Raw genomic sequence first — 26,263 nt, 5'->3', positions numbered from 1 at the left:
GAATGAACGTTCATTTTTAGATTGGTGTTTATGATTTATTTAACCTGATCCGTTAAAGGAATTAGCAAGTTTCTATTAATTTACTCAATTGAAATCTAGGAACTAAATAAATACTATTACAATGTCAATACAAAAGGTGGCGCTTGGTGGAGGTTGCCATTGGTGTACAGAAGCAGTATTTCAGCAACTAAGAGGAGTAGGGCAAGTGTGCCAAGGTTACGTTAGGTCTACGGGTGAAAATTCTAATTTTTCTGAGGCGATAATCGTTCATTATGATGCTGAAATCATTTCGCTCTCAAAGCTTATAGAAATTCATTTATATACTCATAAAAGTACTTCCAATCATAGCTTCAGAGTAAAGTATAGATCTGCAGTTTATTATTATACTCAAAGTCAAAAAGTAGAAGTAGATAAAATTCTACTCTATCATCAAAAAAAATTCAATAAAAATATAATTACAAGAGCTTTGCCTCTCCATCAATTTAAAGAATCTAGAGAAGAGATACAGGATTACTACAATAAAGATCCTAATAAGCCTTTTTGTAGAACTTATATAGCTCCAAAGCTTCAAATTTTATTATCACAGTTTACGGATAATCTAGATCTATAATGCTACTTATTGTGTAATATTGCGGGCTAAAAAATAGTTACTTAATGCCTAGATCTTCTCAAACCTTATTAATAATTCTAGCTTTCTTTTCCATCTATGTTATTTGGGGATCTACCTACCTTTTAAATAAAATAGCGGTTACAGAGTTGCCTCCATTTATGTTGGCTTCATTTAGATTTATTACAGCTGGCTTATTAATTTTTCTTCTTTGTAAAATAATGAAGATCAACTTAAAGATCTCTAAAAAGCAGTTTTTAAATACGATCATAGCCGGTTTCTTATTTTTATCTTTTGGAAATGGAGTAGTGGTATGGGCACTTAGATATGTAGACAGCGGTTTTGCTGCTTTAGAGATATCTGCTCAACCTTTAATTGTTCTAATATTATTAAGGATCATAGATAATAAGAAAATTAAAGTTATGTCTATGATTGGAGTAGGACTAGGAATATTGGGAATGTATCTATTAGTAAATCAAAAGCAGGTATTATCTGGGGAAGATTCACTTTTGGGAATGGCTATGATCTTTGTTTGTCTGGTAAGCTGGGCTTATGGAAGCATCTTTGTTAGCAAAGCAGAATTACCTTTAAATTATTTTGTGAATACCGGCTACCAGATGATTACCGGTGGAATTATGTTAATGATAATGAGCTTATTATTTGGAGAACAGTGGTCTCTACCAAACACATGGAGTGGGGAAGTTCAACTTTCTATGATCTTATTAGTAATATTTGGAAGCATTGTAGCATTTACATCTTTCAATTATCTATTAAAGGTGGTATCCCCAGAAAAGGTAGCTACTTCTACTTATGTAAATCCAATAATAGCCATGAGCTTAGGCTGGTATTTTTTATATGAACAAATTACATCACAGTCTATACTTGCAGCGATGGTATTATTAACCGGTGTATATTTTATAAATACAAAGAAGAGATTGGTGCTATTTTCAAGATTTAGAGGTAGAACAACTAAACTAGATGCTACCAAATAGAAAAAATTGCACACTAAAATTTATATACAGCTTTGCAAAAATAGATTTGGTATGTTATTCTGCTAATACATCTTCATATTCCCGACAGGATACCTGTTGCAATAATTTATCTTAAAACATTTATAAATTCTATACAGATCAATTAAAATTACGCATTAAGTAAAATAATCTTAGTAGATTGTGATTAAATCTGTTTTTAATTAAAATCTTCTAATATGGACTATATTACTATCGCGGTTCAACTCATTGTGGGTTTAAGTATCCTAAATGTTTGGCTTATACAATATAATAAGAATACGCAATGGAGAGGTGGTGATGCAACAACCATAAAGGAAGAATTTGCTGCTTATGGTTTACCTGTTTGGAGTCTCTATGTTATAGGGTTCTTAAAGGTTACTTTGGCAATCGCTCTTATCTGCGGAATATGGTTTTCAGAACTTATTAAACCTGCTGCTATTGGATTAGCAGTGTTGCTAACAGGTTCTATATTAATGCATTTAAAGATCAACGATCCTCTTAAAAAATCTCTTCCAGCATTCTTATTTTTAGTGTTATGCCTGTTATTGATATTTGTGCTATAAATCGGTTAATTATTCATAATCATAACAATGGCAATATAAGCGTTAAGAAATGCAAATATTATTGATGGTGCAGATTGAATAAAATTATCTTTAATTTTTAGCCTTACTCCAAAACCAAAGAGCATCAGAATGGAAAGTCCTATGGCTCCTATAATTGCTAATGTTGGTAAATAAAGATATCCTAAACCTAAGGCTAACGCTCCTATTATTTGTAGAGTACCCACCAATTTTAATTTGTCACTTAGACCGTATCTAATAAATTCTGTCTTCATTTCTGCAGTTACAAAGCAACTAATTCCAAAGAATAAGAAAGATATAGTTGAAATTAGAACCAAAATTGTTGTCAGAGTCATATTTGTGATGATGTTAATTCAATATACTTAAAGTAAAGATTACAAATCTAATCATTACCATAACAATAGTTATTTAATATCTTAAAGCTACTTCCTCAAAGGTATTTTGGATCTTTTTTCACTTAGTAGATCATTCAGTCTAAGTTGTTCTTACTCTAACCAAAAACTAGATAAATCCATTATTTTTTTCCATTTTAGCTTTAGAATTGTTAATTTTCATTATGTTTCTTTAACAAATATTTAATATCACATAACAAACCGGAATTATAATCTCTTCGTATATAAATTACTACTAATCAATAAAATAAATAATATGAGATTATCAAACCGATTATTTTTAAAGCTAGGGATACTTCCGCTGGCATTTGTATTTGCAGTATCCTGCTCAGATGATGATGATGCCATGACAGCTATAGACACCTGCTCAGACGGTATCGTGAATGGAGATGAGACAGGGATAGATTGTGGAGGTACTATGTGTGCTCCATGTAATAATGGAACTCCATTAGGTAGAAGATCTGAACTTTATGTAACAAGCAACGCTACAGGAAACATTACAAAATATAGTGTGTCTGGTGATTCTCTAATAACCTTTTCAACTCCATCTTCAGCAGCAGAAGGAATCTATTACGATGCAGCATCAGATCTTTTGGTGCAAGCATCTCGATCTAATTTACAATTGGAAGCTTATTCAGATATTTCAACTTTTATGGCAGATGCCTCGTTGGCACCAGCTTACACTGGCGGTGCAGATCTAGAGAGTCCTAGAGAGCTTGCTGTAAATGGTTCCACCTATGTTGTTTCAGATAATGGCTCTAATAAGTTTTTTGTCTATTCAAAAAATGGAGATAGTTTCTCGCTAGTAAATACGGTAGAACTTAATTTTCCGGTTTGGGGAATAACTTTTAAAGGAAATGATCTTTATGCTGTTGTAGATACAACAAATGATCTTGCTGTTTTTTATGATTTTGTCAATTCTTCAGAAGATGGAATGATGTCTCCTTCAAAAAGAGTTTCTATTGAAGGGATAGTACGTACCCACGGAATTACTTATGATGGTACTGATGATGTTCTTGTAATGACAGATATTGGAGATGCAGCAAATACAGCAGATGATGGTGGTTTTCATATTATAGACAATTTCTCAGATAAGTTTGATGCTTTATCTGATGGAGAAATGATAACCTTAGGCATGCAAACACGTGTTGCAGGACCATCAACAAGACTAGGAAATCCTATTGATGTGGCTTATGATTCTCAAGATAACACGGTATATATTTCTGAAGTTGGAAATGGAACTGTTCTAGGATTTACATCTATTGGTAATGGGGGAGACCTTGCTCCAACTTATATGAAAGATCTTGCCGGAGCTTCTTCCATTTATTTCTCTAGTGATGAGACCGATGGTAATTTTGGCAGTGCTACTCCTATGGGAAGTTTAAGAACTGAACTTTACACCACTAATAATGCTAATGGTAACATTAATATTTACAATGCCTCAGGAATGTTAACTAAAACTATTACCTCATCTTCTACAGCTACAGAAGGAATTTTTTATTCTGGTGCTAATGATGTTTTAATTCAGGCATCAAGATCAGATCTGATGTTGGCTTATTATAATAATTTCTCTAACCTTTCTAGCGGTGCAGTAAATACTGCAGATTTTTCCTCTAACGCAGATCTCACTAGCCCAAGAGAAATAGCCGTTAAAGGTAACCGAGTGGTGGTGTCTGATAATGCAATGCATAAATTCTTTATCTATTCTTTTGATGGTTCTGCCTTTAAACTGGAAAATACAGTTACTCCAGGATTTAATGTTTGGGGAATCACTTTTAAAGGAGATGATCTTCTTGCCGTTGTAGATGGATCTAGTGATTTAGCAATATTTAATGACTTTTTAAATAATGCAATAGATGGCAATTTAGCTGCAGATAAAAGAATAACCATTGCTGGTATTGTTAGAACTCATGGTATAGATTATAGTGAAGCAGATGATGTTTTAGTAATGACAGATATTGGGGATGCAGCAAATGCAACCAATGATGGAGGATTTCAGGTAATTCAAAATTTTAGTTCTAAATTAAATATGACAGCTACCGGTGGAAGTATAACGTTAGCAAATCAAACTAGAGTTGCAGGACCTTCTACAATGTTAGGTAATCCTATAGATATCGCTTATGATCACAAAACTCAGACCGTCTATATTGCTGAAGTTGGAAATGGAAAAGTATTAGCATTTAGCAATGTGTTGAGTGCCACTGGAGATATTGCTCCCGCGGTAAGTAACGATCTTCCAGCAGCATCTTCTCTATATCTTTATAATAACTAAGATTTAAATTTAGTTAGATAAGTAAAATCCCCGCTATTATGCGGGGTTTTTTAATTATTATATTTAGTAGAAATATATAATTTGTAAATTACCTATTCAAATCTAAAAATCAAATATGTACCTAGGAATATATATCGTTATAGGAATAATAGCTGCCATAGCAATTTTTATGTTAGTCAGAAAAAGTCCTGAGAAAAAGGATCATGATCTTATTCAAGATAATAAAGGAAAAAAGACACAATTCAACCCAGAAAAAGTTTCTGGAATGATGCCAGAAAAACAAATGAGTGAAACAGATAGAGAGAAAAATAGAAAATAAAAAGTTGCCTAATAAACCTCTAATTAATTTCTTTAACTATCTAACTATTGATAAGACAACGTTTATTTAATATGATTGTTGTAATATTTTAGTTAAGTAAACAATATGCCTGTTTAGCGATCTCTAATTCTTCATTGGTTGGTATTACTAGAATTCTAGCTTTATCAGTAGAAGTACTAATTTCTCTTATAGATTTTGCTTTTCCATTATTCTTATCCTTATCCAATTCTATTCCGAAGAAATCCATATCCTTACATACCAATTCTCGCATTAGGCTAGAGTTTTCTCCTATCCCAGCAGTAAAGATAATGGCGTCTAATCCATTCATGGCTGCAACGTAAGTTCCAATAAATTTTTTAATTCTATAAGCATTCATCTCTAAAGCCAGTAAGCAATCTATATTCCCTTTTTCGGCCTCCTTTTCAATATCTCTAAGATCATTATAACCAGTTAGTCCTAGCATTCCACTCTTCTTTGTGAGAAGATTATTTACGTTCTCTAAGCTATAGCCTAAGCTGTTCACCAAATAAAATATGACAGAATGATCTATATCTCCACTTCTAGACCCCATAATGAGTCCGTTAGTAGGAGCAAATCCCATGCTATGATCTATACTTTTTCCATCTTGAATAGCTGTCATACTGCAACCATTGCCTAAATGAATACTAATGATCTTAGATCTTTCTAATTTCAGATATTCGATGGCCTTTTCAGAAACGTATTTATGACTTGTACCGTGAAAACCATATACCTGAATGTCCTTATCTTCATAAAGATCATTTGGAATTGCATATTTTCTCGCTTTTGTAGGAATTGTTTGATGAAAGGCGGTATCAAATACAGCTATTTGCTTTGCATGTGGAAAGTACTCTTCAGCAATTTCAATACCTTCTAGATTACTAGGATTATGTAATGGTGCCAATGGAGCATATTGCTGTATCTTTTGCTTTACTTCTGGAGTTACCAGTGCAGTATTAGAAAAAGAATTTCCTCCATGTACCACTCTGTGACCTACAGCGGCTATTTCTTTGATATCTTCAATAACGCCATTCTCAGCATCTAGCAAAAGATCTATTATAATCTGTAAACCTTGTTTATGATTATTGATGTAATGTATTTGCTTTAATTTAATGGTCTCGTTCTTGTAATTTAGAACAGCATCCTTATTACCAATTCGCTCTACCAAACCGCTACAAACTAAAGTTTCTGAAGGCATCTGTATTAATTGGAATTTTATAGATGAACTTCCAGAGTTTATTATTAAAATATTCATTCTTATTAATTATTTTGAACTTCTTGTGCTTGTATAGCTGTTACTATTACTGTATTAAAAATATCTTCTACGTTACAACCTCTACTAAGATCATTAACCGGTTTGTTCAAACCTTGAATAATAGGGCCTATAGCTAATGCCTTTGTTTCTCTTTGAACCGCTTTATAGGTGTTATTTCCGGTATTTAGATCTGGAAATATAAAAACGTTGGCTTGGCCGGCAACTTCAGAATTTGGTAGCTTTAACTTACCTACTTTAATATCTACTGCAGCATCATATTGTATAGGACCTTCTACTTTTAAGTCTGGTCTTTTAGATTTTACAATTTCCGTAGCTCTCCTAACACGTTCCACATCTTCTCCAACTCCAGATGTACCGGAAGAATAAGAGAGCATGGCTATTTTAGGCTCTATTCCAAATGCTTTACTGGTAGCGGCAGATGAAATTGCTATTTCAGCCAGTTGTTCTGATGTTGGATTAGGATTAATAGCACAATCACCATAAACCGAAACACGATCTTCCAGGAGCATAAAGAAAACTGAAGAGACAATAGAAGCTTCTGGCTTCGTCTTTATAAATTGTAGTGCAGGAACTATAGTATGTTGCGTAGTATGAATAGCTCCAGATACCATTCCATCTGCATCTCCTTTATACACCATCATGGTTCCAAAATATGAAACATCTTCCATAAGATCTTTAGCCATGGCAAGATTTACATTCTTATGTTTTCTTAATTCATATAAGGTATTGGCATAATCATCAAAATTTTTATATTCAATAGGATCTATAATGATGATCTTATCTACATCTAATGCAATTTCTAACGTAGCTATTTTTTCTTCAATTTGTTTCTTATTGCCAAGTAGTGTAATATTTACTACATCTAGATCTATAAGCTGCTTCGTGGCCTTTAAAATTCGCTCATCCAGTCCTTCCGGCAGCACTATATGTTTTTTCTTAGCTTTAGCTTGATTCAGTAGATTGTATCTAAACATTCGTGGTGTAACTCCATTCGATTTAAAAGTAATAAGCCTTTCTACTAAAGCATCTACACTTACATACTTTTCAAAATCCTGAATGGAGGAGGTGATCTTCTGCGTATTTCCTGCATAGATCTGAGATTTTATATTTCCTATAGTATTAGTAACAGCATAGGTTCCACCATTAACTGAAACAATAGGAACTATGTCGGACAATCCTTCAATAAGCTTAATTATAGAGTCCTCTGGAATTAATCCTCCGGTTAATAAAATACCGGAAATAGAAGGGTAGTTCTCAGAGACATTTGCCTGAAGTGCACCAAGTATGATATCTGCTCTATCTCCAGGTGTAATTACCAATCCATTTTCTTTTAAATGCTTAAGGTAATTAGGCAATTGCATGGCCCCCACACTAAAATTACCAGCCTGATTATTAATAAAGGCATCTCCAAAGAGCACTTTCCCATCCAAAACATCTACGATCTCTTTAATAGATGGAGACCCTAAAATAGGATTTAGCGGAATGGCATTTACAAGTACTCCTTTAGGTAAATTATTCTTTAATGATAAAATAATTAGTTCCTGATTCTTTTCTTCAATTTTATTAGCTATGATGCTAAGTACTTCTACACCTTTATCCTTAAAAGAATCGAAGGCCATTTGAAGGTTGCCTACCAATTCATCTAATGTTTTGCCAACACCACTAGCTAAAATAATGGCAGGAACATTTAAATTTTTGGCGATCAATACATTTATATCAAATTCTATTATAGAACCTTCTCCAACAAAACTAGTCCCTTCTACCAGTACAAAATCGAAACGCTTTTCTATCGCTTTGTATTTTTCAATAATAATTCTAATGATCTCCTCATCCTTATTATCATTTTTCATCTTAATGACCTCACTTCTTCTAAAAGCATAAGCATCATTAAAATCTATATCTAAATTGAAATAGGTGGAAACCGTATTGATATGATTATCAATCTTCCCGGTTTTAGAATCGTCTATAATTGGCCTGAAATATCCCACTTTTGCAGCCTTTCCTAGGAGCGCTTGCATTAAACCTAAAGAGACAATAGACTTACCGCTGTTGGGTTCTGTAGTGGTAATGTATATGGCTTTGTTAGTTGGCTTACTGGTCATTAACTTTTAATCTATATATTAATAATATCTGTTGGAGTTTTTACTAAAATAGTAATATCACCTCTTATAGCAATGGGTTGATTCATAATTTCAGGATTGTTTTGGATCATTTTTATCCAATCATCTGTAGAGAAATTATGATTTTCAAAATTGGTTTTATAGAATGGATGTTCTTGATTTACCAGATCGGCAGCACGTATGTTTAATTTATCTGCTAGTTCTACAATCTGAGTTCCGGTAAGTTTGGTTTTTATAAGATCTATGGTTTGGATAGGTAATCCTTCAGCTTTTGCATAGGCCAAAGTTTGCTTTGCTAATCCAGAATTAGAGTTATAATAAAATGTGATCTGTTTTTTTGAAGTGGCTATCTCGCTCATAATATTTTATTTATAGATAATTATATCCAGATGATGTTTAAACACTCGTTTTACTACTTTCCAGATGATACTGAATTACTTCCACGTTTGTGGAGTTTAGCAGGTAGCTATCATCATTGGATTTTTTTTAAGTTACGATACATCTCAAGATAATTGGCTTTAATAATGATATAAGGCAGGATTATTTCAGTTAAATATTTATAATGCCTGTGCTAGATAAAAAATTAAATAAGTTGATTTTAAATGAAACAATGAAAACCTAAATTAATTTTGACAAAATCTATAAAATCTAGTTAATACCGATCCTAAAATGTCCCAAAATATAATAGTGTCAATAGCTATCATTTTATATTGGTTTAAAATTAAAAATCATGACCAAGAAAACAATTTTAATTACAGGTGCAGGATCCGGATTAGGAAAAGGAACTGCTTTAGGATTAGCAAAAAAAGGACATCATGTGATTGCAGGAGTTCATAAATGGGAGCAGAAAACCAGGCTTTTAGAAGAAATAGAGAAAGAGGGATTGGAAGATACTATCGAGATCATTAAATTGGATATTTTAGATGCTATGGATTGTCAAAAAGCATGGGATCTAGATATAGATATTTTAGTTAGCAATGCGGGAATTGGACATTCAGGACCGGTCTCGGAAATGCCTGTTGAATTAATTAGAGAAGTGATGGAAACCAATGTATTCTCTAGTTTAGAATTTGCACAACCATTTATAGATAAGATGGTAGATAAGGGAGAGGGTAAATTAGTATTTGTATCTTCTGTAGCAGGACTTTCTACCTTTCCATATTTAGGTGCTTATAATGCCAGTAAATATGCATTGGAAGCGATAATACAATCTCTTAGAGATGAGCTAACACCAATGGGAGTTTCTGTGGCTGCTATTAATCCGGGTCCCTATAAAACAGGATTTAACGATAGAGTTTATGATTCTTATTTGCAATGGTTCGATGAAGATTTCCATTTTACTCCAAAAGAGAAAATTGAAGAAGCGGCTAAGAATATGGCAGAGAACCAATTTGATCCTCAGGAAATGATAGATAAGATGGTGGAGGTTATACCTTTAGATTCTCATGAATTTAGAACCATTTTACCAGAAGACTTTGTGGAAATGAGTAAAAAATATCAGAACAATCAATATGAGATCAAATCTACAGAAGTAGATCCTTCTAAAAAGTAAATGATTTATTGAATTGATACTAATTAAATAAAGCCATCTAAATAGATGGCTTTATTATTATTTTTGGTTTATGAACAAGCCTATTAATACGCCATCTTAACTATCTTCTCCACTTTATCTGGAGATAAAGATTGATGTTCACCTAAAGCTACCCAACCGCGATCTGTAAATCTCTTAGCGATTTTTTCTGCGGTTCCTTCATAATCTTTGGTATAATCTGAAAGCTTGGTATCTATTCCCAATTCATGAAAGAAAGCTGTTGTTCTTTCAATTGCAGCAGTTGCTTTATCATCTACACTTCCTTCTGTAATATTCCAAACACGCTCTCCATATTGAGCTAATTTTTCTTTCTTAGCTTCAAAATTGAATTTGTAATGGCTAGGTGCAATTATCGCTAACGTACGAGCATGATCTATTCCATACAAAGCAGTAAGCTCATGTCCCATAGCATGTACCGCCCAATCTGTAGGAACTCCTTTTTGAATCAATCCATTTAAAGCCATAGTGCAACTCCACATAAAGTTAGATGCAGCTTTATAGTCTGTAGGATCCTCAAGTATTTTTGGAGCTATTTCAACAAGAGTTTGCAAAATTCCTTCAGCAAATCTATCTTGAAGTAAAGCTCCAACAGGATACGTCATATATTGCTCAAGAACATGTGTAAAAGCATCTGTTAAACCATTTGCTAATTGACGCTGAGGGATAGAAGATATTACTTCAGGATCTAAAATGGAGAATTCAGGAAATAATCCAGGACCGCCCATGGCTAACTTTTCCTGAGTTTCTTTTCTGGTGATCACCGCTCCAGAATTCATTTCAGAACCTGTTGCAGGCAAGGTTAGAACCGTTCCAAAAGGCATCCCCTTTTCTGTTCTTATGTTTTTTGTTAAGATATCCCAAGGAGTATCACCTTCAAACAAAGCAGCAGAAGATAAGAATTTAGTTCCATCTATAACAGAACCACCACCCACAGCTAATAGATAGGTAATTTTTTCTTCTTTAATCACCTTTAAGGCCTCCATTAATACCGCATATTCAGGATTAGCCGGAATACCGCCATATTCTATAAATTCATACTTATTAAGAGCTGCGGTTACTTTATTATAAATACCATTCTTTTTAATACTTCCACCACCATAAAGCAAAAGAACTTTTGCGTTATCGGGAATTTCTTCTGTAATTTTTTTTATACTATCTTTCCCAAAAATAATTTTGGTTGGATTTTTAAAATCAAAATTGTTCATTTTCTTTTTCTTTTTTTATTCTGAATTGATATAGGACTTAATCTTAATGTTATTCGATTACGGTTACCAGTTCATCCATAGATTTTCTAACTTTAACTAGATTTACCAGCCAGTCTACCTCTTCTTTTCTATATCCCAATGGTAAAAGCACCGCACTTCTAAGTCCTTTTTCTCTTAGATTTAAAATCTCATCTACTGCGGCTGGATCAAAACCTTCTACAGGAGTTGCATCTACACCTTCAAAGGCGGCAGCAATAATTGCTTGAGAAAATGCTATATATGCCTGTTTAGAGGCATGATTAAAATTCTCTTCCTCATCTTTTTGAGGATAGGAATCTAAGAGCATCTGGCGGTAATTTTCCCAACCTTCATTCTTAAATCCGCGAATTTCGTTGGTAAGATCGAACATATGATTTATTCTTTCTGCGGTATAAGTATCCCAGGCTGCGAATACTAATAAATGAGAACAGTCTGTAATTACAGATTGATTCCATGCTATAGGTCTAATTTTTTCTTTGATCTCCTGATTTTTTACTACCATGATCTCGAAAGGTTGTAGTCCGCTAGAAGTAGGAGCCAATCTTGCTGCTTCTAATATTCTTTGAATTTTATCTTCAGCTACTTTTTCACCATTCATGGCTTTTGCAGCATATCTCCAGTTTAGTTTATTTAATAATTCCATGCTATCTATTATTTAAAATTGTTGTTTTTAAGTTTCTGAACTTTAGATGATTTACAAATCAAGCATCTGTTCAAATCTGAGACAAAGATAATAAAAAATGAACGTTCATTCTTTTTTTTAAATCAAATTTAACGTGTTTCATTTCAACTCCAGTTAAATTGATTAGAAAGGGAGAAAATTTATATTGCTACTGGAAGGAGATCAGTAAGGTATGTTGGTAGTTGAACGTGCTAAAACCTAACAGCAGATTGATCCTTCATATAAAAATTTTAAAAATTGGATACTGTTTTACTTAAAAGTATGTTTTTGCTCTGCAACAGCAGAAGCTGACAATAGTTGATTATATTTCCTGATAAGATTAAAATTATCGCTAATTTCAGTAGAGAGCATTATTCCAGAGGCACCGCTATTTAATAGACTTGGTACGTCTGCTGTCATAATATTACCATAAGCTAGTATTACCGTATTGGTCTTTAAAACATCGGTTATAGCTTTGTATCCATTAATACCAAGTGCCGCAGCAACGTAATCATCACCAGCGTATGGACCTAAACCAATATAATCTACTTCGCTATTAATTAGTGTTTCACAATCCTGCAACGTATGTGCTGTTGCTCCAATACTCTGCCAGCTATACAAGATCTTTCTAATTGTAGCAGGGGAGGACCCAGATGGAATACTATAAACACCATCTGCCTTAACCGTCTTAGCTAACTTATAATGATCTGTAAGAATTAATCGGGTTTGGAAATGAGAAGTATTTTCTCTCGCAGCTTCAGCAAATTTCAAATATTTCTTTTCAGAAACAGATCGTAAATTTAATTGTACTAATTCTGCACCAGAAGTACATGCATTTTGAATGTTTTCTAGATGTTCTTTTGGAGAATTTCCTTGAGAACTATAATGAAGTTTTGGTATGATCATGATTGAAAAATTATACTAAAATTAGAATGTTGAAAAGGTAGTATTAATTGTATCTATCTAAAAGTGACTATCTGTTTCTAAAAGATTTTCTATGGCATAGAACAATCTGTTCTTTGCATTTTCCTGAGATCCAAATACAGAGCGAAACAAAGTACCATCTTTAGAAATAAGTAGCCATTGAGGTGTTCCTTCAGCGTTAAATTGATCAAATACTTTATGATCTTTATCAATATAAATAGGAAATGGATTTTCACCACTTGTAAAAATACTCTTAATAGCATCTTTATCTGCCTCTCTGTTTACAAAATTAGAATGGATACCGGCTACCTGAAGTGTTGGAAAATTTTGTTGAAACTCAAATGCCAAGGGAATTGCTCGGCCTGTACAACCAATACAATCATTATTATAAATGATAAGTAACTGAGCTTTATTTTTATAGAGGGTCATGAGATCTTTAGCAGCGCCATCTAGATCTAAAACATTTATGGATGCTATTTGATCATTCATTGATAAATCGTTCTTCAGTTATAATAGTTTTCAAATTTAAGAATTTAAAAATTCGTTAGATAGGATTATGATCACGACTTAATGGAGATTATTTTAACCCGATTTTACTAGCTATTTTGAACAATTCTGTTTTATATAACTTGAGTTCTATTTAAAAACCATAAGCATCACTAAAGTTTCTTTAAAATTTTGATGTAGGCCTGTTTTTTGAAGCGAATAGGGATGCTTAATGCATATAAATTGATAATTGTCATTTCTTAATTTGGGAACAACAAGTAATTTAGGTTAAAAAAGAAATGAAAACAAAATCTGGATTATTTATAGAACTTTGGCAAGAAGCAAGAACTAGATTTTCAAGTCAAATAGAACATATTTTGGAAAGCGATCTAAAAAAGCGTTTACCACCATGCAATAATAGCTTAGGTTTCTTAATACGGCATATTGGAGAGGTAGAATTGCTCTTCTCAAAAAATGTGTTTGGAGAGAAAGAAGTGAGAGTCACTGCCAAGACAATTATTGCACAGAAAGATACAGGTGAATGGACTGATCTTGAAGAATTAAAAAACTATGTTCACAACTCATATGAAACTTTAAAAAAAGTTATTGAAAAGCAAAATGATGAAGATTGGGAATCCATAGTTGAAACCAAAGAGTTTGGAAAAAAGAATAAAGCAGAAGCCTTCGGACGTATCATTTCACACACAACGTATCATGCAGGTCAAATGGCTATAATTAATAAATATGGTTCGATCTAGAAAAGTAGAAATCAAATACGGAAATTATAGCACAAAGTGTTCCAATGCCAATCGCTGAGAATCTCTTATTTAAAAGTTACTTGACCCAAGTATGGAATATTCAATTTAAGTAATTGATATACTGGGATATTTTACATAGTATTTAATTATAGCTATCAAATATTCAAGAACATTCCAGTAAAATGGCTTTGACATAATATCTATCGATATAGTCCTGACGGCCGATATCTGATATTATATCAAATAGCAGAGCTATACGCCGTTTTTAAGACACAAACATATTTGTACTATAATTTATATTATGTAAAATAGAATATTTAAAATTGGTGTTAAAAGCATCTTTCATCTTATATATTTAAAATATTGTGATTGTCTTATTCTATTACCTACATCTAAATAAATCCAACCTTCTATAAATTATTCATCTTTTTGGGTAGATCTTATATGTCCCTGATATGAAATTATGTCTCGTTGAGAGCTATTCACAGAAATATCAGTTCTATTATTGGGAAATATAGTTACATAAAACTGAAGATTTTCAGTGCCTTGTTTCGCATTGAATTTCATTACCATACTTTTGGCATTCTTTCCTTGTTCTATACTTACTTCTGTAATAGGTTCATTAAAAATAATTCCGCCGCGGTCTCCAAAACCTCCAAATTGTCTAACTCCAAAATACGGAAGGTTTACATCTGCGCTGTCTCCATCTATTTTGAAAAAGTTTGGATTGCCTATAAGATCAATTCTACTGCCACTAAAAGGATACGCCCATTCATTTTCTATACTAAAAGTACCTCCCTCCATAATTCTTGAAATTTTCTTAAGCTCTGCTTCTTTAGATTCTTTAGTCTGGAAAGAACTTCCACAAGATACTACTACTAGTAACAATACCAGATTTAAAGATAAAACGAATGCCTTACGCGCAATATTTAGATATGCTTGATTCTTCATAGCTTTTAAAAATATAATATTGATTTTAATTTGAAGTACACCTCAATTTCAACGATCTATACACCATCCTTACAGGTTTTAGGTATAACATATTAAATATTATCTTGTTGCATGCCTCTCCCCTCCATAATATAATTAAAATAACTCATTTCTAGCTTACTAGAATTTTTTAAATGTCAAATAATATTTAAAGTTCGTATAGAGTAGAATCTACTCTGGTAGATTATTGTAATTTCGTTCTAATAATCAATAAAAATAATATGGCTGGAGGATCTAAACTAGCAATATATGGCGCAATTGCTGCCAACACGCTAATAGCAATAAGCAAATTTGTGGCATCTTTCTTTACTGGGAGTTCTGCTATGCTTGCTGAAGGAATTCACTCATTAATTGATACTGGTAATGGTCTTTTGCTATTATTAGGCCTTAAAAAATCTAAAAAGCCAGCAGATCACGAACACCCATTTGGTTATGGTAAAGAGATTTATTTCTGGAGTTTTGTGGTGAGCATCTTAATATTTTCGCTTGGAGGTGGTTTTGCTATCTATGAGGGAATTCATGCACTTGAAGATCCTAGCGTAATTGAGGATCCAACTTGGAATTATTGGGTACTTGCTGCCGCTATAGTATTTGAGGGTGCATCATTGATAATTGCAGTCAAAACCTTTAAAAAATCTAATCCCAAGGGAAAATTGTTACAAAATATTATTAAAAGTAAAGATCCTGCGAATTTTGCGGTGATCATTGAAGATACTGCTGCTGTAATTGGTTTATTTATCGCATTAATAGGTATTTTTCTATCTCAACAATTAAATAACCCCTATCTAGACGGTATCTCGTCATTATTAATTGGTGTTCTACTTTTAGGGGTTGCTACCTTTTTAGCTAAAGAGACCAAAGGATTGCTATTAGGAGAAAGTGCAAGACCTGAAGTTATAGAAGGTATAGAGAGTATACTTTCTAATAACAAGAATATTAAGAAATGGAACTTTCCTAAAACTATGCACTTAGGAGCAGACAATATTCTTGTAGTAATAGAAGTAGACATTAAAGAGGATATTGATCTTCTAACTGCAGAAAAAAGCATTCAGACAATGAGACAACAAATCAAGGGCAAATATCCTAAGATCAATCAGGTTTTTATTCAAACCACAAATAAACTGAATCTAGAACAAGCCATTGGCAGAACAGCAGGAGAATTATAGTTTAAGCTCAACTATATATAACCCGGAATGATCTATTTGAATAAATATAAGAAGATTGACTAAATGCAAATTTATTCTTTATTCATTAATAATATGACTATATTGAGGATGTAGTAATAGACGCACATCCACTTATAAAAATATCTTAAATAACATATAATTTTCTTTTAAAATCTTGGCTAAGGATAGTATATAAACGTTCTTGCTTTAAAAATAAATCAACATATATGGAAGCAATATTTCAATTTGTACAGCTTACTAGAAGTGAGAGTCTAGAAGCATTCACACAGGAAAAATTAGATAAATTAGAGAATAAATATAACTTCGTTATTCGCGCAGAAGTTTTTATTAAAAAACAGGATGGAATGGACCCTAACGGGTTTATATGTAACATTAAACTAAGCCTGCCTGGCCCTCAGGTTTTTGCTGAATCTAATGAAAACTCTTTCGAAGCTGCAGTTGCAGAAACAATAAGAGATCTAGAAAAGCAATTAGCTAAACGTAAATCTCAAATGCAAACGCACTAGTATTGCAAGTTGAGATTTAGAAAAGCCCTTATACTAATTTATAAGGGCTTTTTTATATTAAAAAATTATAGTGATTATTCTACACTATAAACAAAGGCTCGGTACTTAAGCAAGGCTACAAAAACTACTCCTCCAATAGCATTACCCAATAGCGAAAGACTCTCAAAGGTTAAATAATCTGAAAAAGAGATCTTTGAGGAACTTAATAGTCCAGCAAATACTTCAACATTTCCTACTATGCTATGATGTAAACTGGTAAAAGCCATTATTCCTGTTATCATTATAATCAACAAAATCCTGCTTACGGTTTCTTGAGCTGAGGACAGCAACCAAGATAACAAACCCATTAACCATCCGGCTAAAATAGCACTCACTAGAATCACCGGAGGGGAAAAGGATGTAACATGCATAGAAATTTTCTCTACTGCTATAAGATCGAATATTCCCAACGCTGGTCCTATCCATATAAGTAATGCGGCCATAGCCCAACCACCTGCAAGATTTCCCAAGATCACGAGTCCCCATAATTTCAATAAACTTGAAACAGATTCTTTTTTGTTTAAAACCGGTAAGCTTAGTAAAGAGGTTTGCTCAGTAAATAATAACGATCTACCTAAAATAACCATTATAAAACCTGCAGGATAAACAAAGGTTAATAATTTAAATATAGTGTCTTCTGCAACTTTTCCATTAAAGAACGTGAAAACTGAACACATCAGTAAATAACTAAAGCCAATTTCCAAGCCGGCAGTGAAAGAACATAATAAAATACTACCTGTACTATTATTAAAAACTTCTTTGCCTTCTTCTAGTTGCTCATTTAGAATCTCACCATGCTTTCTAGGCTTACTTTCATCACTTTTATCTTCATTTTCTTTGAGCTCAGAATCTATTTGTTTTTGCTTCTTTTCCTGCTCCACATCTTCAAGATGTTTTTCCTTATCCTCTTTCATAAATACTTAAGGTGTTACCTATTACCTTTCTTAAGCTATTGCCTTAAGTAAATGGTATTTCTAATTTTAAGCTAAGATATCATCTTTTCTAATTCCTGCCTACTAACAGATTGTCCATAAATTTTTTGATCTGGATCCATTATTTTGGTCTTCGAAAGATCTCCAACATACACAGCTTCAAAGCCGATGTCTTCAATTAATTTTCTTGTAGTTTCTTTGCTTTCCTGATCTTGAGCTGCATATGGAACCGCAAGTTTATCTACATTTCTAAAAGCTCTATCTTTAAGATGTTCTGCGTGAATAGTATTAAATGCTTTTGAAGTTTTAGCCGTATTAAATTTCATAGCGGTATATTCCGACGCATTTCTATTAGAATCTCTTACTTCTTGAGCCATATCTCCATCTCTTTCCGGATAAGGATTTGTAGCATCTATAATTACCTTACCACCATATTCTCCTGCATATAATTCAGATAATCTATCTATAGCCATGAAAGGTACCGCCAAAAGGTAAACATCAGCATTTGCTTCAAAAGCTTTTTCTATGCTTACGGCTTTTGAATTACCCCCGGCATCTCTTACAATATCATTGAGCTCTTCTGGATGCCTTGAACTAAACAAAACTTCATGCCCAGCTTGCGCCCAATGTTTGCCTAAATTACCTCCAATATTTCCACTTCCTATTACTCCAATTTTCATAATCTTCAATTTTTAGTTTATTAATATTATTTTATGCTCTTAAATTTTTTTCGTCTAATTTTTCTTTGAATTCATTAATTATTCCTCCTTTTAAAAGAACCTCTATTTGTCTATCACTTAAAGTATGTTTAGTTTCAAACTTTAGAATTTCTCCGGAATTTTTCTGAACTTTTACTTGTATATTCTTTCTATTTTTGATATCCGCAGTAAGATCTTTAAACTGAACCATATCTCCTTGCATTATCTTTTCGTAGTCTTCAATGTTGATAAATTCTAATGGGAGAATTCCAAAGTTCACCAAATTTTGCCAAGCTATACGCGCATAACTTTGAGCAATAACAGCTACTTGGCCTAAATATTTAGGAGCTAGTGCAGCATGCTCTCTACTAGAACCCTGCGCATAATTTTCTTTTGCAACTACAATATGACCTCCATATTCAGATTTTGCTTTTTGTGCTCTATCATAAAAAGTATCATCTATAACGGTAAAAGAATATTTACTAATCTCGGGTAGATTACTTCTAAAAGGCAGCACTTCTGCTCCTGCCTTAAGGATCTCATCTGTAGAAACATTGTCACCCATCTTTAATAATACAGGAACTTTATACTCATCTTTTAACGGATCTATATGAGGTAAGGTTTTTATATTAGGCCCTTTTTTAAGCTCGATATGCGTACCATCTTCCATTGGAGCCACTAGCATATCGGTATTTATTATATCGATTTCCGGATGAATAAACTGAGGATAGCTCATATTATATAATTTTTCCAGATCTCGAGGATCTGTAATTTTTCCTGTTAATGCTGAAGCCGCTGCTGTTTCAGGGCTACACAAATGAACCATATCATCTTCGGTTCCAGATCTACTAGGGAAATTTCTTGGCATTGTTCTTAAACTGATGGTGTTTGATGCGGGGGCTTCTCCCATCCCGATACATCCCATACAACCAGATTGATGGAACCTTGCTCCTGCTTTAATAAGATTTGCAAAAGCTTTATTATCTATCATATTTTGAATGATCTGTCTTGACGTTGGATTCACATCAAAAGAAACATCACTATTAATACTTCTATCTTTCACAATGGCGCCTGCTATCCAAAAATCTCGTAATCCTGGGTTGGCTGAAGATCCAATTACAACCTGACTTATTGGTTTGCCTGCAACTTCACTAACAGGAACTACATTTCCTGGACTAGTTGGCAACGCTATAAGTGGAATAAGATCGTCGAGAATAATCTCATCTTCAAAGTCGTAAGTGCAACCTTCATCTGCAACTAATTCTATCCAGTCTTCTTCTCTTTTTTGTGAACGTAAAAATCTTTTTGTCTCATCATCACTAGGAAAAACGGTTGTAGTGGCACCCAACTCTGCTCCCATATTTGCTATAACATGCCTATCCATAGCGCTTAGATGTTTTAATCCATCTCCATAATATTCAATTACCTTTCCTACTCCACCTTTTACATCATAACGTCTTAGCATCTCTAGAATAACATCCTTTGCACTCACCCAATCTGGTAATTTACCGGTAAGTTTTACCCCCATTATCTTAGGCATCTTTACGAAGTAAGGCTGTCCGGCTATAGCTGCAGCTACGTCCAAACCTCCAGTTCCTATTGCCAACATACCTAGAGATCCTGCTGCGGGGGTATGACTGTCTGAACCTACCATGGTTTTTCCAGGTTTACCGAATCTTTCCATATGTACCGGGTGGCTTACACCATTACCCGGCCTACTATACCATAAACCAAATCTTTGGGCTGCAGAGAGGAGGAACAGGTGATCGTCTGCATTTTTAAAATCGGTTTGTAATAGATTATGATCTACATATTGAACTGCTACCTCCGTCTGGGCTTTTTTTAAACCCATAGCTTCCAACTCTAATTGCACAAGTGTACCGGTAGCATCCTGTAATAGCGCTTGGTCTATTTTAATACCAATTTCTTTTCCGGCAATCATTTCACCATGCAATAGATGATCTTTGATAAGTTTCTGTGTAACATTATATGAAGTCATAGAGTGTATATTTTCATTTAAAATATCATTTATAATTCAGTTTAAAGCTAGGTTTAACAATACCTTATAAACTTATTTTAAAATCTTTATTCGTGAAATGTTTCGAATATTGTGACCTGATCATAAAAAAAGTACCGCATTATATGCCGTACTTAGGAATTTGATACTATAAAAAATGCTCGCCTAAAGCGAGCATTATAATTTTGGATAAAGAATGAGACTATTCGAAAAGTTACTTCAGTTCGTCAAGCGGAATCTAAGTTATAAATATTTCACTTAGAAATATCTCGTTAAATTGGGAATGACGAGAAAATACTTCAGAAATAGTCTCTAACTTCATCAAAATAATATTTTTTATTCTTCTACTCTACCTAATTTATTCAAAATATCAGTTTGATTTCCTTCCTCTAAATTGAATCCCGGTTTACCGTGTAATGGAAAGAGATAGGTGAATTCTTCATCAAAAGCTCCCCAACTTTCCGCCATTCCAAATTCGTCATTTTTACTCTTCAGCTTAGGTTTGTGAAAAGTGTTTTCTTCAGAATCATACTTTGAACCAATGGCATCTTCTCCTGTAAATAACATTCCGTCATTGATCTCAGAATAGATCAGTACAGACCCTCCACCATCTCCAGGTAGATCAAAAATCTTTAAAGCAAAATGCTTAAAGATCTCGTTTTTAGCTGTAATATCTTTAGTATGAAAATCGTCTTGAATAGAATTTCTTGGATGTGTATAAATAGGTGCGCCACCTGCATCCTCAGAAAGAGCTTTTAAACTTGTATGTGCATTCTTTAAAATCGTACCATTAGAAATTAGAATAGCTTTAATATTATATCCATCGGTAATCAATTTTTTAACGGCATCGCTAGAAGATTTCTCAACAACATCAATAAGAATTATATCTTGTCTATTTAAGTGCCTAATAGCATAACCCTGACTAGGACCTGCTTCTGAATCATCACCTTTAATAATAAAAGTATCAGGTATTAATTTCAAAAATTTTCCGGTCTCTCCCTGTGCTATAAATTCTGCCGATTGGCTATGCAACACTTCCATTTTATCTACGGTCTTCATATATGTATTTTTTTAATTAGTTATACCAATTTACAAATGCACTCTTTTTAGACAACTATATTTAATATTGTTTAACCTGCATTTAGGAGTTCGTTAACGCTAGTACAACCGCAGCATACCTTCCATGATGCGATAATGAAAACGATATTTTTAGATCTTTTTCTAATTGAAAAGCTCGTGGAATAAAATTCTTGTCTTTTTCAATATAAATTTCATCCTTGTTAAGATAATGAATATCAGAATAATGAGTTACTAATTCTGATCTTAAATTTACATCATCCTTATAAATTTTCTGAAGTATGTTTATATCAAAAGCTTTAGCTGTGCAATGAATAAACTTTGAACGCCTCAATATTTTAGCAGTGTAGTGATTATTAAAGATTTCAATACTTCCTAAAACTGTATCAGTCGTCCCCAACGTATCTAAAGTACAGGAGTAGTTTATAGGGTTATATTTTCGTGGTAGATTAAATCTTCGATGGTGCGCTTTATAAGCTGCTTCCTTCATCGCCCAGAAAATTGCGATTAAAACTGGTGGGTCTGGAGCTGTTAATATCTGTTCTTGCTCCTTTACAGTATAGATCTTATTTAAGAAATTAGGACGCTTCCAATTGGTTTCTTTAAGAAACAGCGTAAAATCTATAATATCATTACCTATCAACGAGCGGCCAGTTTGCTTTCTATAATTCGTTTTGCATCTTTTACAGTCAACATCTCGTTCATGGAGTCGTTGTCTATTTCAATATTATACTCATCTTCAACGTCTAAAATTACATCTACTAAATTGGCAGAGTTTATCTTTAGATCGTTAATAAAGTCGGTATTCTCGTCGAAGTTTTCCAAAGCAGGTTTATTCTGAGTATAAGGAGTTACGATCTTTTTTATCTTTTCTATAATTTCTTTATCTGTCATTCTTTTTCATTTTAAATAGGTATCAAGCCTAGCAATCAATAGCTTGATTATTATCTTTCAATTTTTATATTTTTTTAAAATAGCTACCGCATTTACATCTCCAAACCCAAAACTTGCTTTTGCAATGATGTTTAGCTCTTGTTCTGTTGTAGTTAAAGGTATTTTAGAGGTGCTTATCATATGTGTAATATCTGGATGCAAGTCTTCGCAATTTACATTACCAAATATAAAATTCTTTTTCAGCTGAAGGATACTTGAAACTAACTCAATACTGCCTGAAGCACTTAAACAATGCCCCGTCATGCCTTTTAATGAATTTATAAAAGGAAAATCTACTCCTTCTAATTCTAAAGCAGATTTCCAATTTTGAATTTCTACACTATCCTTGGAGGTCGCTGTAAGATGGCCATTTATAAGATCTATATCTTTTGCATGGATACTTGAATCATGGAGAGCACTCTTTATACAACGTTGAACAGCAGTATCATTGGCAGCAGTCATACTTCCACCACCTCTTTGACCGCCACTATTCACATTCCCTCCCAAAACTTCTGCATAGATATTAGCTCCTCGTTCTAATGCCGAATCTAGCTCTTCTAACATCATTGCTCCTGCCCCACTTCCGGGAACAAATCCTGAAGCTGAAGCACTTAACGGTCGTGAAGCTTTGGAAGGCTCGTCGTTATAATTCCCCGGAAGTATTCTCATAGCATCAAATCCGCCCCAAACATAAGGCCCATGATCGCTACAGCTTCCTATCAACATTCTTTTAGCGTGGCCATTCTTGATTCTTTCAAATCCCATGAGCAAAGCTTCAGTTCCGGTAGTACACGCTGAAGAATTGGTGGTTACTTGATTTCCGCATCCAAAAATGCCACCTAAATAAGCACTAATTCCACTCGCCATGGTTTGTAATACACTGGTACTACCAAGTCTTCGAGTTTTACCTTCGTCTATAAGATGTATGGCTTCTCTAAATTTATCTACTCCCAAAATTCCGGTTCCAAAGATGATCCCTGTATCCCAATCTGGTTCATTATCTTCAGAAATAGGTAAGCCTGCATCTTTCCAGGCATCTGTGCCTGCAATAACTCCGTAAACAATCCCACTGCTATTTAATCCTCTTAATTGAAGTGGTGTAAAATAGTGAGATTTCAATTCTTCTGAAACTTTAGGTTTTCCTCCTATCTGACAACTGAAATTGAGATCTTTTAATTCTTGATGAAATTCAATACCGCTTTTACCAGATCTTAAAGCGAATTCAAAATCTTCGATTCCAACGCCGTTGGGTGCTGTTACTCCTAAACCTGTAATTACAACACGTTTTCTCATTCAGGAGTCTTAAACATTCCTGCAATTTCTCCTTTGCAAATTAAATTTCCTTCTGAATCTTGCATTTCCACTTCACATTTCAATTTCTGAAATCTGAAATAGATTCTTTTAGAGATCACTGTAACTTTTTCACCGGGATAAACTGGAAGAAAAAATTCTACATTGGTAGAAGTCATAGCAATTTGAAGATTAGAAGCATCTTGACCTTCTTGCATCTTATTTTCAGGATCTAATAGATGAATACCCAAACATACCAAACCAATTTGTGCCATACATTCTGTTAGAATAACACCTGGTGTAACGGGATTATTCTTAAAATGCCCTTGATAAAAAAATGAATCTTCGGGAAAGCAATAGGTTCCTGTGGCCCCATTTTCATCTACCTTGGAGAGCTCATCTACAAAGAGAAATGGAGAAGTATATGGAAGTTTTTTAAGTAAGTCTTTTGATTGCACAGTTCTAATTTGATGAGATTATTTCAGAAAAAAATGCTATTTAAGATGTTCCCCACCATTTACAGGAATTATGGTTCCAGTAATCCAGCTTGCTTCATCTTTACTTAAGAGATAAACCGCATTAGCAATATCATTAGGAACGGTTAATCTTTTGAACGGATTGTGCTTTAATGCATGCACTCTCAAAGTTTCATTGCCGGGAATCATTTGGAAAGATCTGGTAACTGTAACTCCCGCCTGAATGCAATTCGCTCTAATTCCATAAGGAGCAAATTCTAAAGCCATACTTCTCGTTATAGATTCTAAGGCAACTTTTGCCGCTGAAACTGCAGCATAATTAGCCCATGCTTTTTTATTTCCTTCACTTGTAAAAGAAATGATACGAGCATCTTTAGCAAATAGTTTTGCTTGAAAAACAGCTTCAGTCCAATCATATAAACTAATGGCCATTGCATCTATGGTTAAAGCAAAATCTATATTTTCCAAAAAAGGACCCTCACCAGTCATTGGTTTCAGATTTCCTTTAGCAATACTATGAACCAACGTTCTAATTTTACCTTCGGAACCTAGAACCGCTGTAATTTGCTCTATTAACTCACCTCTTTTTTCCTTTTGAATCGCATCAGCATTAAAACTTTCAAATTTTACACCGGTACCTCTAATATCATCAAAGGCTTCTTCAATATCTGGAATTTCACTTCTTCTATCTCTATGAATAATGATAATATTCATACCATGATGCGCCAATTTCCTAGCTGTAGCAAGGCCAAGCCCACTGCTTCCACCTAAAATAAGTGCCCAATAATTAGTTCCCTTAAATTCTTCTACCATTCTATTAAAATTCTTTGTGCAGAGAATCCGGGTCCAAAACTTAGCATTAAGCCTTGTTCTCCTTTGGCCATCTCTTTGTTTAAAAATCTTTCTAAAACATAAAGTACGGTTACACTGCTCATATTTCCGAATAATCGTAAAACTTCGCGTGTATCGTCAATATTCTTTCCTAAGGTACCAAAAAGATCAGAAACTGTTTGTACAATTTTCTTGCCTCCCGGATGAAAAATTAGATGATCTACATTTTGAATATTCGTACCGTGTTTCTCTAAAAATGGATGTATGATCTGTGGAAAATGATCTGAAATTGTAGCGGGAACACTTTCATCTAAGATCATCTGGAGTCCGCTATTTACCACTTTAAACCCCATTAAATGTGTAGCGTCAAAAAAGTGGTACATTTCTTCGCCTATTATCTTAGGGCCTTCAATATTTTCTTCTGAAGATAATAGAACACAGGCAGCGCCATCTCCAAAAATGGCAGCGCTCACCATATTAGCCATGCTAAAATCTTCTAATTGAAAGGTAGCCGTTGGACTTTCTACTGCAATCACTGCAGCGCGTTTTCCAGGATTTGCCTTTAAAAAGTTATAAGCGTAGATCATTCCTGAAATTCCTGCCGCGCAACCCATTTCGGTTACCGGTAATCTGGTAATATTTTGTCTTAATTCCAGTTCATTAATTAGATACGCGTCTAAAGAAGGGATCATAATACCAGTACAGCTTACGGTAATGATATAATCTAACGACTTTGGGTCCCAATCTGCATTATTCAGCGCGTTGGTTAAAACGGAGGTTCCTAATTTCTTAACCTCACGTATATAAATATCATTTTTATCTTCAAAAGAAGTAGCTGTAAAAACTTCTTCAGGAGCCATAATAGAATACCTTTTGTCTACGGCTGCAGCTTCAAATATCTTTAAGATCTTCCTTTTGAATCTATCATCTTGCCCATCCAACCATGCCTCTACTAAAGGTAAAACATCTTTGGTTTCACGTGAATATTTTGGTAATTCTTTTCCAACATTAACTATAGTTACGCTCAT

At 33.7% G+C, this 26,263-nt stretch carries 28 protein-coding genes; 9 read left to right on the top strand and 19 right to left on the bottom strand.

Features of this window, described 5'->3' with window-relative positions; genetic code table 11:
- Window positions 1–121: 121 nt before the first annotated feature.
- From BLT84_RS12640 to BLT84_RS12630, 3 genes are all read left to right on the top strand, one after another.
- The gene (locus BLT84_RS12640; RefSeq protein ID WP_034892874.1) at window positions 122–610 is read left to right on the top strand and encodes a peptide-methionine (S)-S-oxide reductase; all 489 of its coding nucleotides are present in this window, start codon (window positions 122–124) and stop codon (window positions 608–610) included.
- A gap of 44 nt (window positions 611–654) precedes the next feature.
- Window positions 655–1,599: an EamA family transporter gene (locus tag BLT84_RS12635; protein WP_091266341.1), complete on the top strand. Its 945-nt coding sequence runs from the start codon at window positions 655–657 to the stop codon at window positions 1,597–1,599.
- Between the two features lie 215 nt (window positions 1,600–1,814).
- Window positions 1,815–2,180, top strand: a complete 366-nt coding sequence (locus tag BLT84_RS12630; RefSeq protein WP_091266338.1) for a DoxX family protein — start codon at window positions 1,815–1,817, stop codon at window positions 2,178–2,180.
- A gap of 5 nt (window positions 2,181–2,185) precedes the next feature.
- On the opposite strand, the gene BLT84_RS12625 is transcribed toward BLT84_RS12630, so the two are convergent.
- Entirely contained in the window at window positions 2,186–2,533 is a 348-nt protein-coding gene (locus tag BLT84_RS12625; protein ID WP_091266335.1) for a DoxX family protein, read from the bottom strand.
- A gap of 313 nt (window positions 2,534–2,846) precedes the next feature.
- Between BLT84_RS12625 and BLT84_RS12620 the strand changes: the two genes are divergently transcribed.
- Window positions 2,847–4,862 (top strand): hypothetical protein, encoded by a 2,016-nt coding sequence (locus BLT84_RS12620; RefSeq protein WP_091266331.1) that lies wholly within the window; start codon window positions 2,847–2,849, stop codon window positions 4,860–4,862.
- Between the two features lie 115 nt (window positions 4,863–4,977).
- Complete coding sequence (locus BLT84_RS12615) at window positions 4,978–5,181, top strand: hypothetical protein (protein WP_034892860.1); 204 nt, start codon at window positions 4,978–4,980, stop codon at window positions 5,179–5,181.
- An 88-nt stretch (window positions 5,182–5,269) separates the two neighbouring features.
- Here BLT84_RS12615 and BLT84_RS12610 read toward each other — a convergent pair whose 3' ends face one another.
- The 3 genes from BLT84_RS12610 to BLT84_RS12600 are packed head-to-tail and all read right to left on the bottom strand — an operon-like array spanning window position 5,270 to window position 8,954.
- Window positions 5,270–6,454, bottom strand: coding sequence for an acetate/propionate family kinase (locus BLT84_RS12610; protein WP_091266327.1), 1,185 nt, complete (start codon window positions 6,452–6,454; stop codon window positions 5,270–5,272).
- 5 nt (window positions 6,455–6,459) lie between these two features.
- Window positions 6,460–8,577 carry a phosphate acetyltransferase gene (gene pta / locus BLT84_RS12605; RefSeq protein WP_091266324.1) on the bottom strand — a complete coding sequence of 706 codons (2,118 nt, stop codon included), beginning with the start codon at window positions 8,575–8,577 and terminating at the stop codon, window positions 6,460–6,462.
- A gap of 11 nt (window positions 8,578–8,588) precedes the next feature.
- Window positions 8,589–8,954 carry an arsenate reductase family protein gene (locus BLT84_RS12600; protein ID WP_034892850.1) on the bottom strand — a complete coding sequence of 122 codons (366 nt, stop codon included), beginning with the start codon at window positions 8,952–8,954 and terminating at the stop codon, window positions 8,589–8,591.
- A gap of 371 nt (window positions 8,955–9,325) precedes the next feature.
- Here BLT84_RS12600 and BLT84_RS12595 point away from each other — a divergent pair, with 371 nt between their 5' ends.
- Window positions 9,326–10,147, top strand: a complete 822-nt coding sequence (locus tag BLT84_RS12595; RefSeq protein ID WP_091266320.1) for an SDR family oxidoreductase — start codon at window positions 9,326–9,328, stop codon at window positions 10,145–10,147.
- 83 nt (window positions 10,148–10,230) lie between these two features.
- On the opposite strand, the gene BLT84_RS12590 is transcribed toward BLT84_RS12595, so the two are convergent.
- From BLT84_RS12590 to BLT84_RS12575, 4 genes are all read right to left on the bottom strand, one after another.
- Window positions 10,231–11,391: an iron-containing alcohol dehydrogenase gene (locus BLT84_RS12590; RefSeq protein ID WP_091266317.1), complete on the bottom strand. Its 1,161-nt coding sequence runs from the start codon at window positions 11,389–11,391 to the stop codon at window positions 10,231–10,233.
- 49 nt (window positions 11,392–11,440) lie between these two features.
- The gene (locus tag BLT84_RS12585) at window positions 11,441–12,073 is read right to left on the bottom strand and encodes an NAD(P)H-dependent oxidoreductase (RefSeq protein WP_091266314.1); all 633 of its coding nucleotides are present in this window, start codon (window positions 12,071–12,073) and stop codon (window positions 11,441–11,443) included.
- A 288-nt stretch (window positions 12,074–12,361) separates the two neighbouring features.
- Window positions 12,362–12,997 carry a thiamine phosphate synthase gene (locus BLT84_RS12580; protein ID WP_091266311.1) on the bottom strand — a complete coding sequence of 212 codons (636 nt, stop codon included), beginning with the start codon at window positions 12,995–12,997 and terminating at the stop codon, window positions 12,362–12,364.
- Window positions 12,998–13,054: 57 nt separating this feature from the next.
- On the bottom strand, window positions 13,055–13,504 hold the full coding sequence (locus BLT84_RS12575; protein ID WP_091266308.1) for a TlpA family protein disulfide reductase: 450 nt from the start codon (window positions 13,502–13,504) through the stop codon (window positions 13,055–13,057).
- A gap of 296 nt (window positions 13,505–13,800) precedes the next feature.
- On the opposite strand from BLT84_RS12575, the gene BLT84_RS12570 reads away from it, so the two are divergent.
- Window positions 13,801–14,259 (top strand): DinB family protein, encoded by a 459-nt coding sequence (locus tag BLT84_RS12570; RefSeq protein WP_091266305.1) that lies wholly within the window; start codon window positions 13,801–13,803, stop codon window positions 14,257–14,259.
- Between the two features lie 417 nt (window positions 14,260–14,676).
- On the opposite strand, the gene BLT84_RS12565 is transcribed toward BLT84_RS12570, so the two are convergent.
- On the bottom strand, window positions 14,677–15,210 hold the full coding sequence (locus BLT84_RS12565; protein WP_091266301.1) for a DUF4251 domain-containing protein: 534 nt from the start codon (window positions 15,208–15,210) through the stop codon (window positions 14,677–14,679).
- Between the two features lie 260 nt (window positions 15,211–15,470).
- Here BLT84_RS12565 and BLT84_RS12560 point away from each other — a divergent pair, with 260 nt between their 5' ends.
- On the top strand, window positions 15,471–16,415 hold the full coding sequence (locus tag BLT84_RS12560) for a cation diffusion facilitator family transporter (protein WP_091266298.1): 945 nt from the start codon (window positions 15,471–15,473) through the stop codon (window positions 16,413–16,415).
- Between the two features lie 227 nt (window positions 16,416–16,642).
- The gene (locus BLT84_RS12555) at window positions 16,643–16,942 is read left to right on the top strand and encodes an HPF/RaiA family ribosome-associated protein (protein ID WP_034892832.1); all 300 of its coding nucleotides are present in this window, start codon (window positions 16,643–16,645) and stop codon (window positions 16,940–16,942) included.
- 74 nt (window positions 16,943–17,016) lie between these two features.
- Here the strand turns inward: BLT84_RS12555 and BLT84_RS12550 are convergent, their stop codons facing one another.
- The 10 genes from BLT84_RS12550 to BLT84_RS12505 all read right to left on the bottom strand — a co-directional run bounded on the left by BLT84_RS12550 (window position 17,017) and on the right by BLT84_RS12505 (window position 26,263).
- On the bottom strand, window positions 17,017–17,895 hold the full coding sequence (locus tag BLT84_RS12550; RefSeq protein ID WP_091266295.1) for a formate/nitrite transporter family protein: 879 nt from the start codon (window positions 17,893–17,895) through the stop codon (window positions 17,017–17,019).
- Between the two features lie 71 nt (window positions 17,896–17,966).
- A complete protein-coding gene (locus BLT84_RS12545) occupies window positions 17,967–18,593 on the bottom strand; it encodes an NADPH-dependent F420 reductase (protein WP_034892825.1) in 627 nt (208 codons plus the stop codon).
- Window positions 18,594–18,624: 31 nt separating this feature from the next.
- Complete coding sequence (locus tag BLT84_RS12540; protein WP_091266291.1) at window positions 18,625–20,610, bottom strand: aconitate hydratase; 1,986 nt, start codon at window positions 20,608–20,610, stop codon at window positions 18,625–18,627.
- A gap of 354 nt (window positions 20,611–20,964) precedes the next feature.
- Window positions 20,965–21,687 carry a hypothetical protein gene (locus tag BLT84_RS12535; RefSeq protein ID WP_091266288.1) on the bottom strand — a complete coding sequence of 241 codons (723 nt, stop codon included), beginning with the start codon at window positions 21,685–21,687 and terminating at the stop codon, window positions 20,965–20,967.
- An 82-nt stretch (window positions 21,688–21,769) separates the two neighbouring features.
- On the bottom strand, window positions 21,770–22,348 hold the full coding sequence (locus BLT84_RS12530) for a 4'-phosphopantetheinyl transferase superfamily protein (RefSeq protein ID WP_091266285.1): 579 nt from the start codon (window positions 22,346–22,348) through the stop codon (window positions 21,770–21,772).
- Complete coding sequence (locus BLT84_RS12525) at window positions 22,345–22,599, bottom strand: acyl carrier protein (protein ID WP_091266282.1); 255 nt, start codon at window positions 22,597–22,599, stop codon at window positions 22,345–22,347. Before BLT84_RS12525 ends, BLT84_RS12530 begins: the two co-directional genes overlap by 4 nt.
- Window positions 22,600–22,656: 57 nt before the next feature.
- Window positions 22,657–23,931, bottom strand: coding sequence for a beta-ketoacyl-[acyl-carrier-protein] synthase family protein (locus BLT84_RS12520; protein ID WP_091266279.1), 1,275 nt, complete (start codon window positions 23,929–23,931; stop codon window positions 22,657–22,659).
- Window positions 23,928–24,386, bottom strand: a complete 459-nt coding sequence (locus BLT84_RS12515; protein WP_034892805.1) for a 3-hydroxyacyl-ACP dehydratase FabZ family protein — start codon at window positions 24,384–24,386, stop codon at window positions 23,928–23,930. Before BLT84_RS12515 ends, BLT84_RS12520 begins: the two co-directional genes overlap by 4 nt.
- 36 nt (window positions 24,387–24,422) lie before the next feature.
- Entirely contained in the window at window positions 24,423–25,217 is a 795-nt protein-coding gene (locus BLT84_RS12510; RefSeq protein ID WP_091266276.1) for an SDR family oxidoreductase, read from the bottom strand.
- Window positions 25,211–26,263: a type III polyketide synthase gene (locus BLT84_RS12505; protein WP_091266273.1), complete on the bottom strand. Its 1,053-nt coding sequence runs from the start codon at window positions 26,261–26,263 to the stop codon at window positions 25,211–25,213. The genes BLT84_RS12510 and BLT84_RS12505 overlap by 7 nt, the downstream gene beginning before the upstream one ends.

This window comes from Gillisia sp. Hel1_33_143 (assembly GCF_900104765.1).
Taxonomy (GTDB): Bacteria; Bacteroidota; Bacteroidia; order Flavobacteriales; family Flavobacteriaceae; genus Gillisia.
The sequence above is the reverse complement of the archived record's forward strand: the minus strand, read 5'-3'. Positions and strand labels throughout refer to the sequence as shown.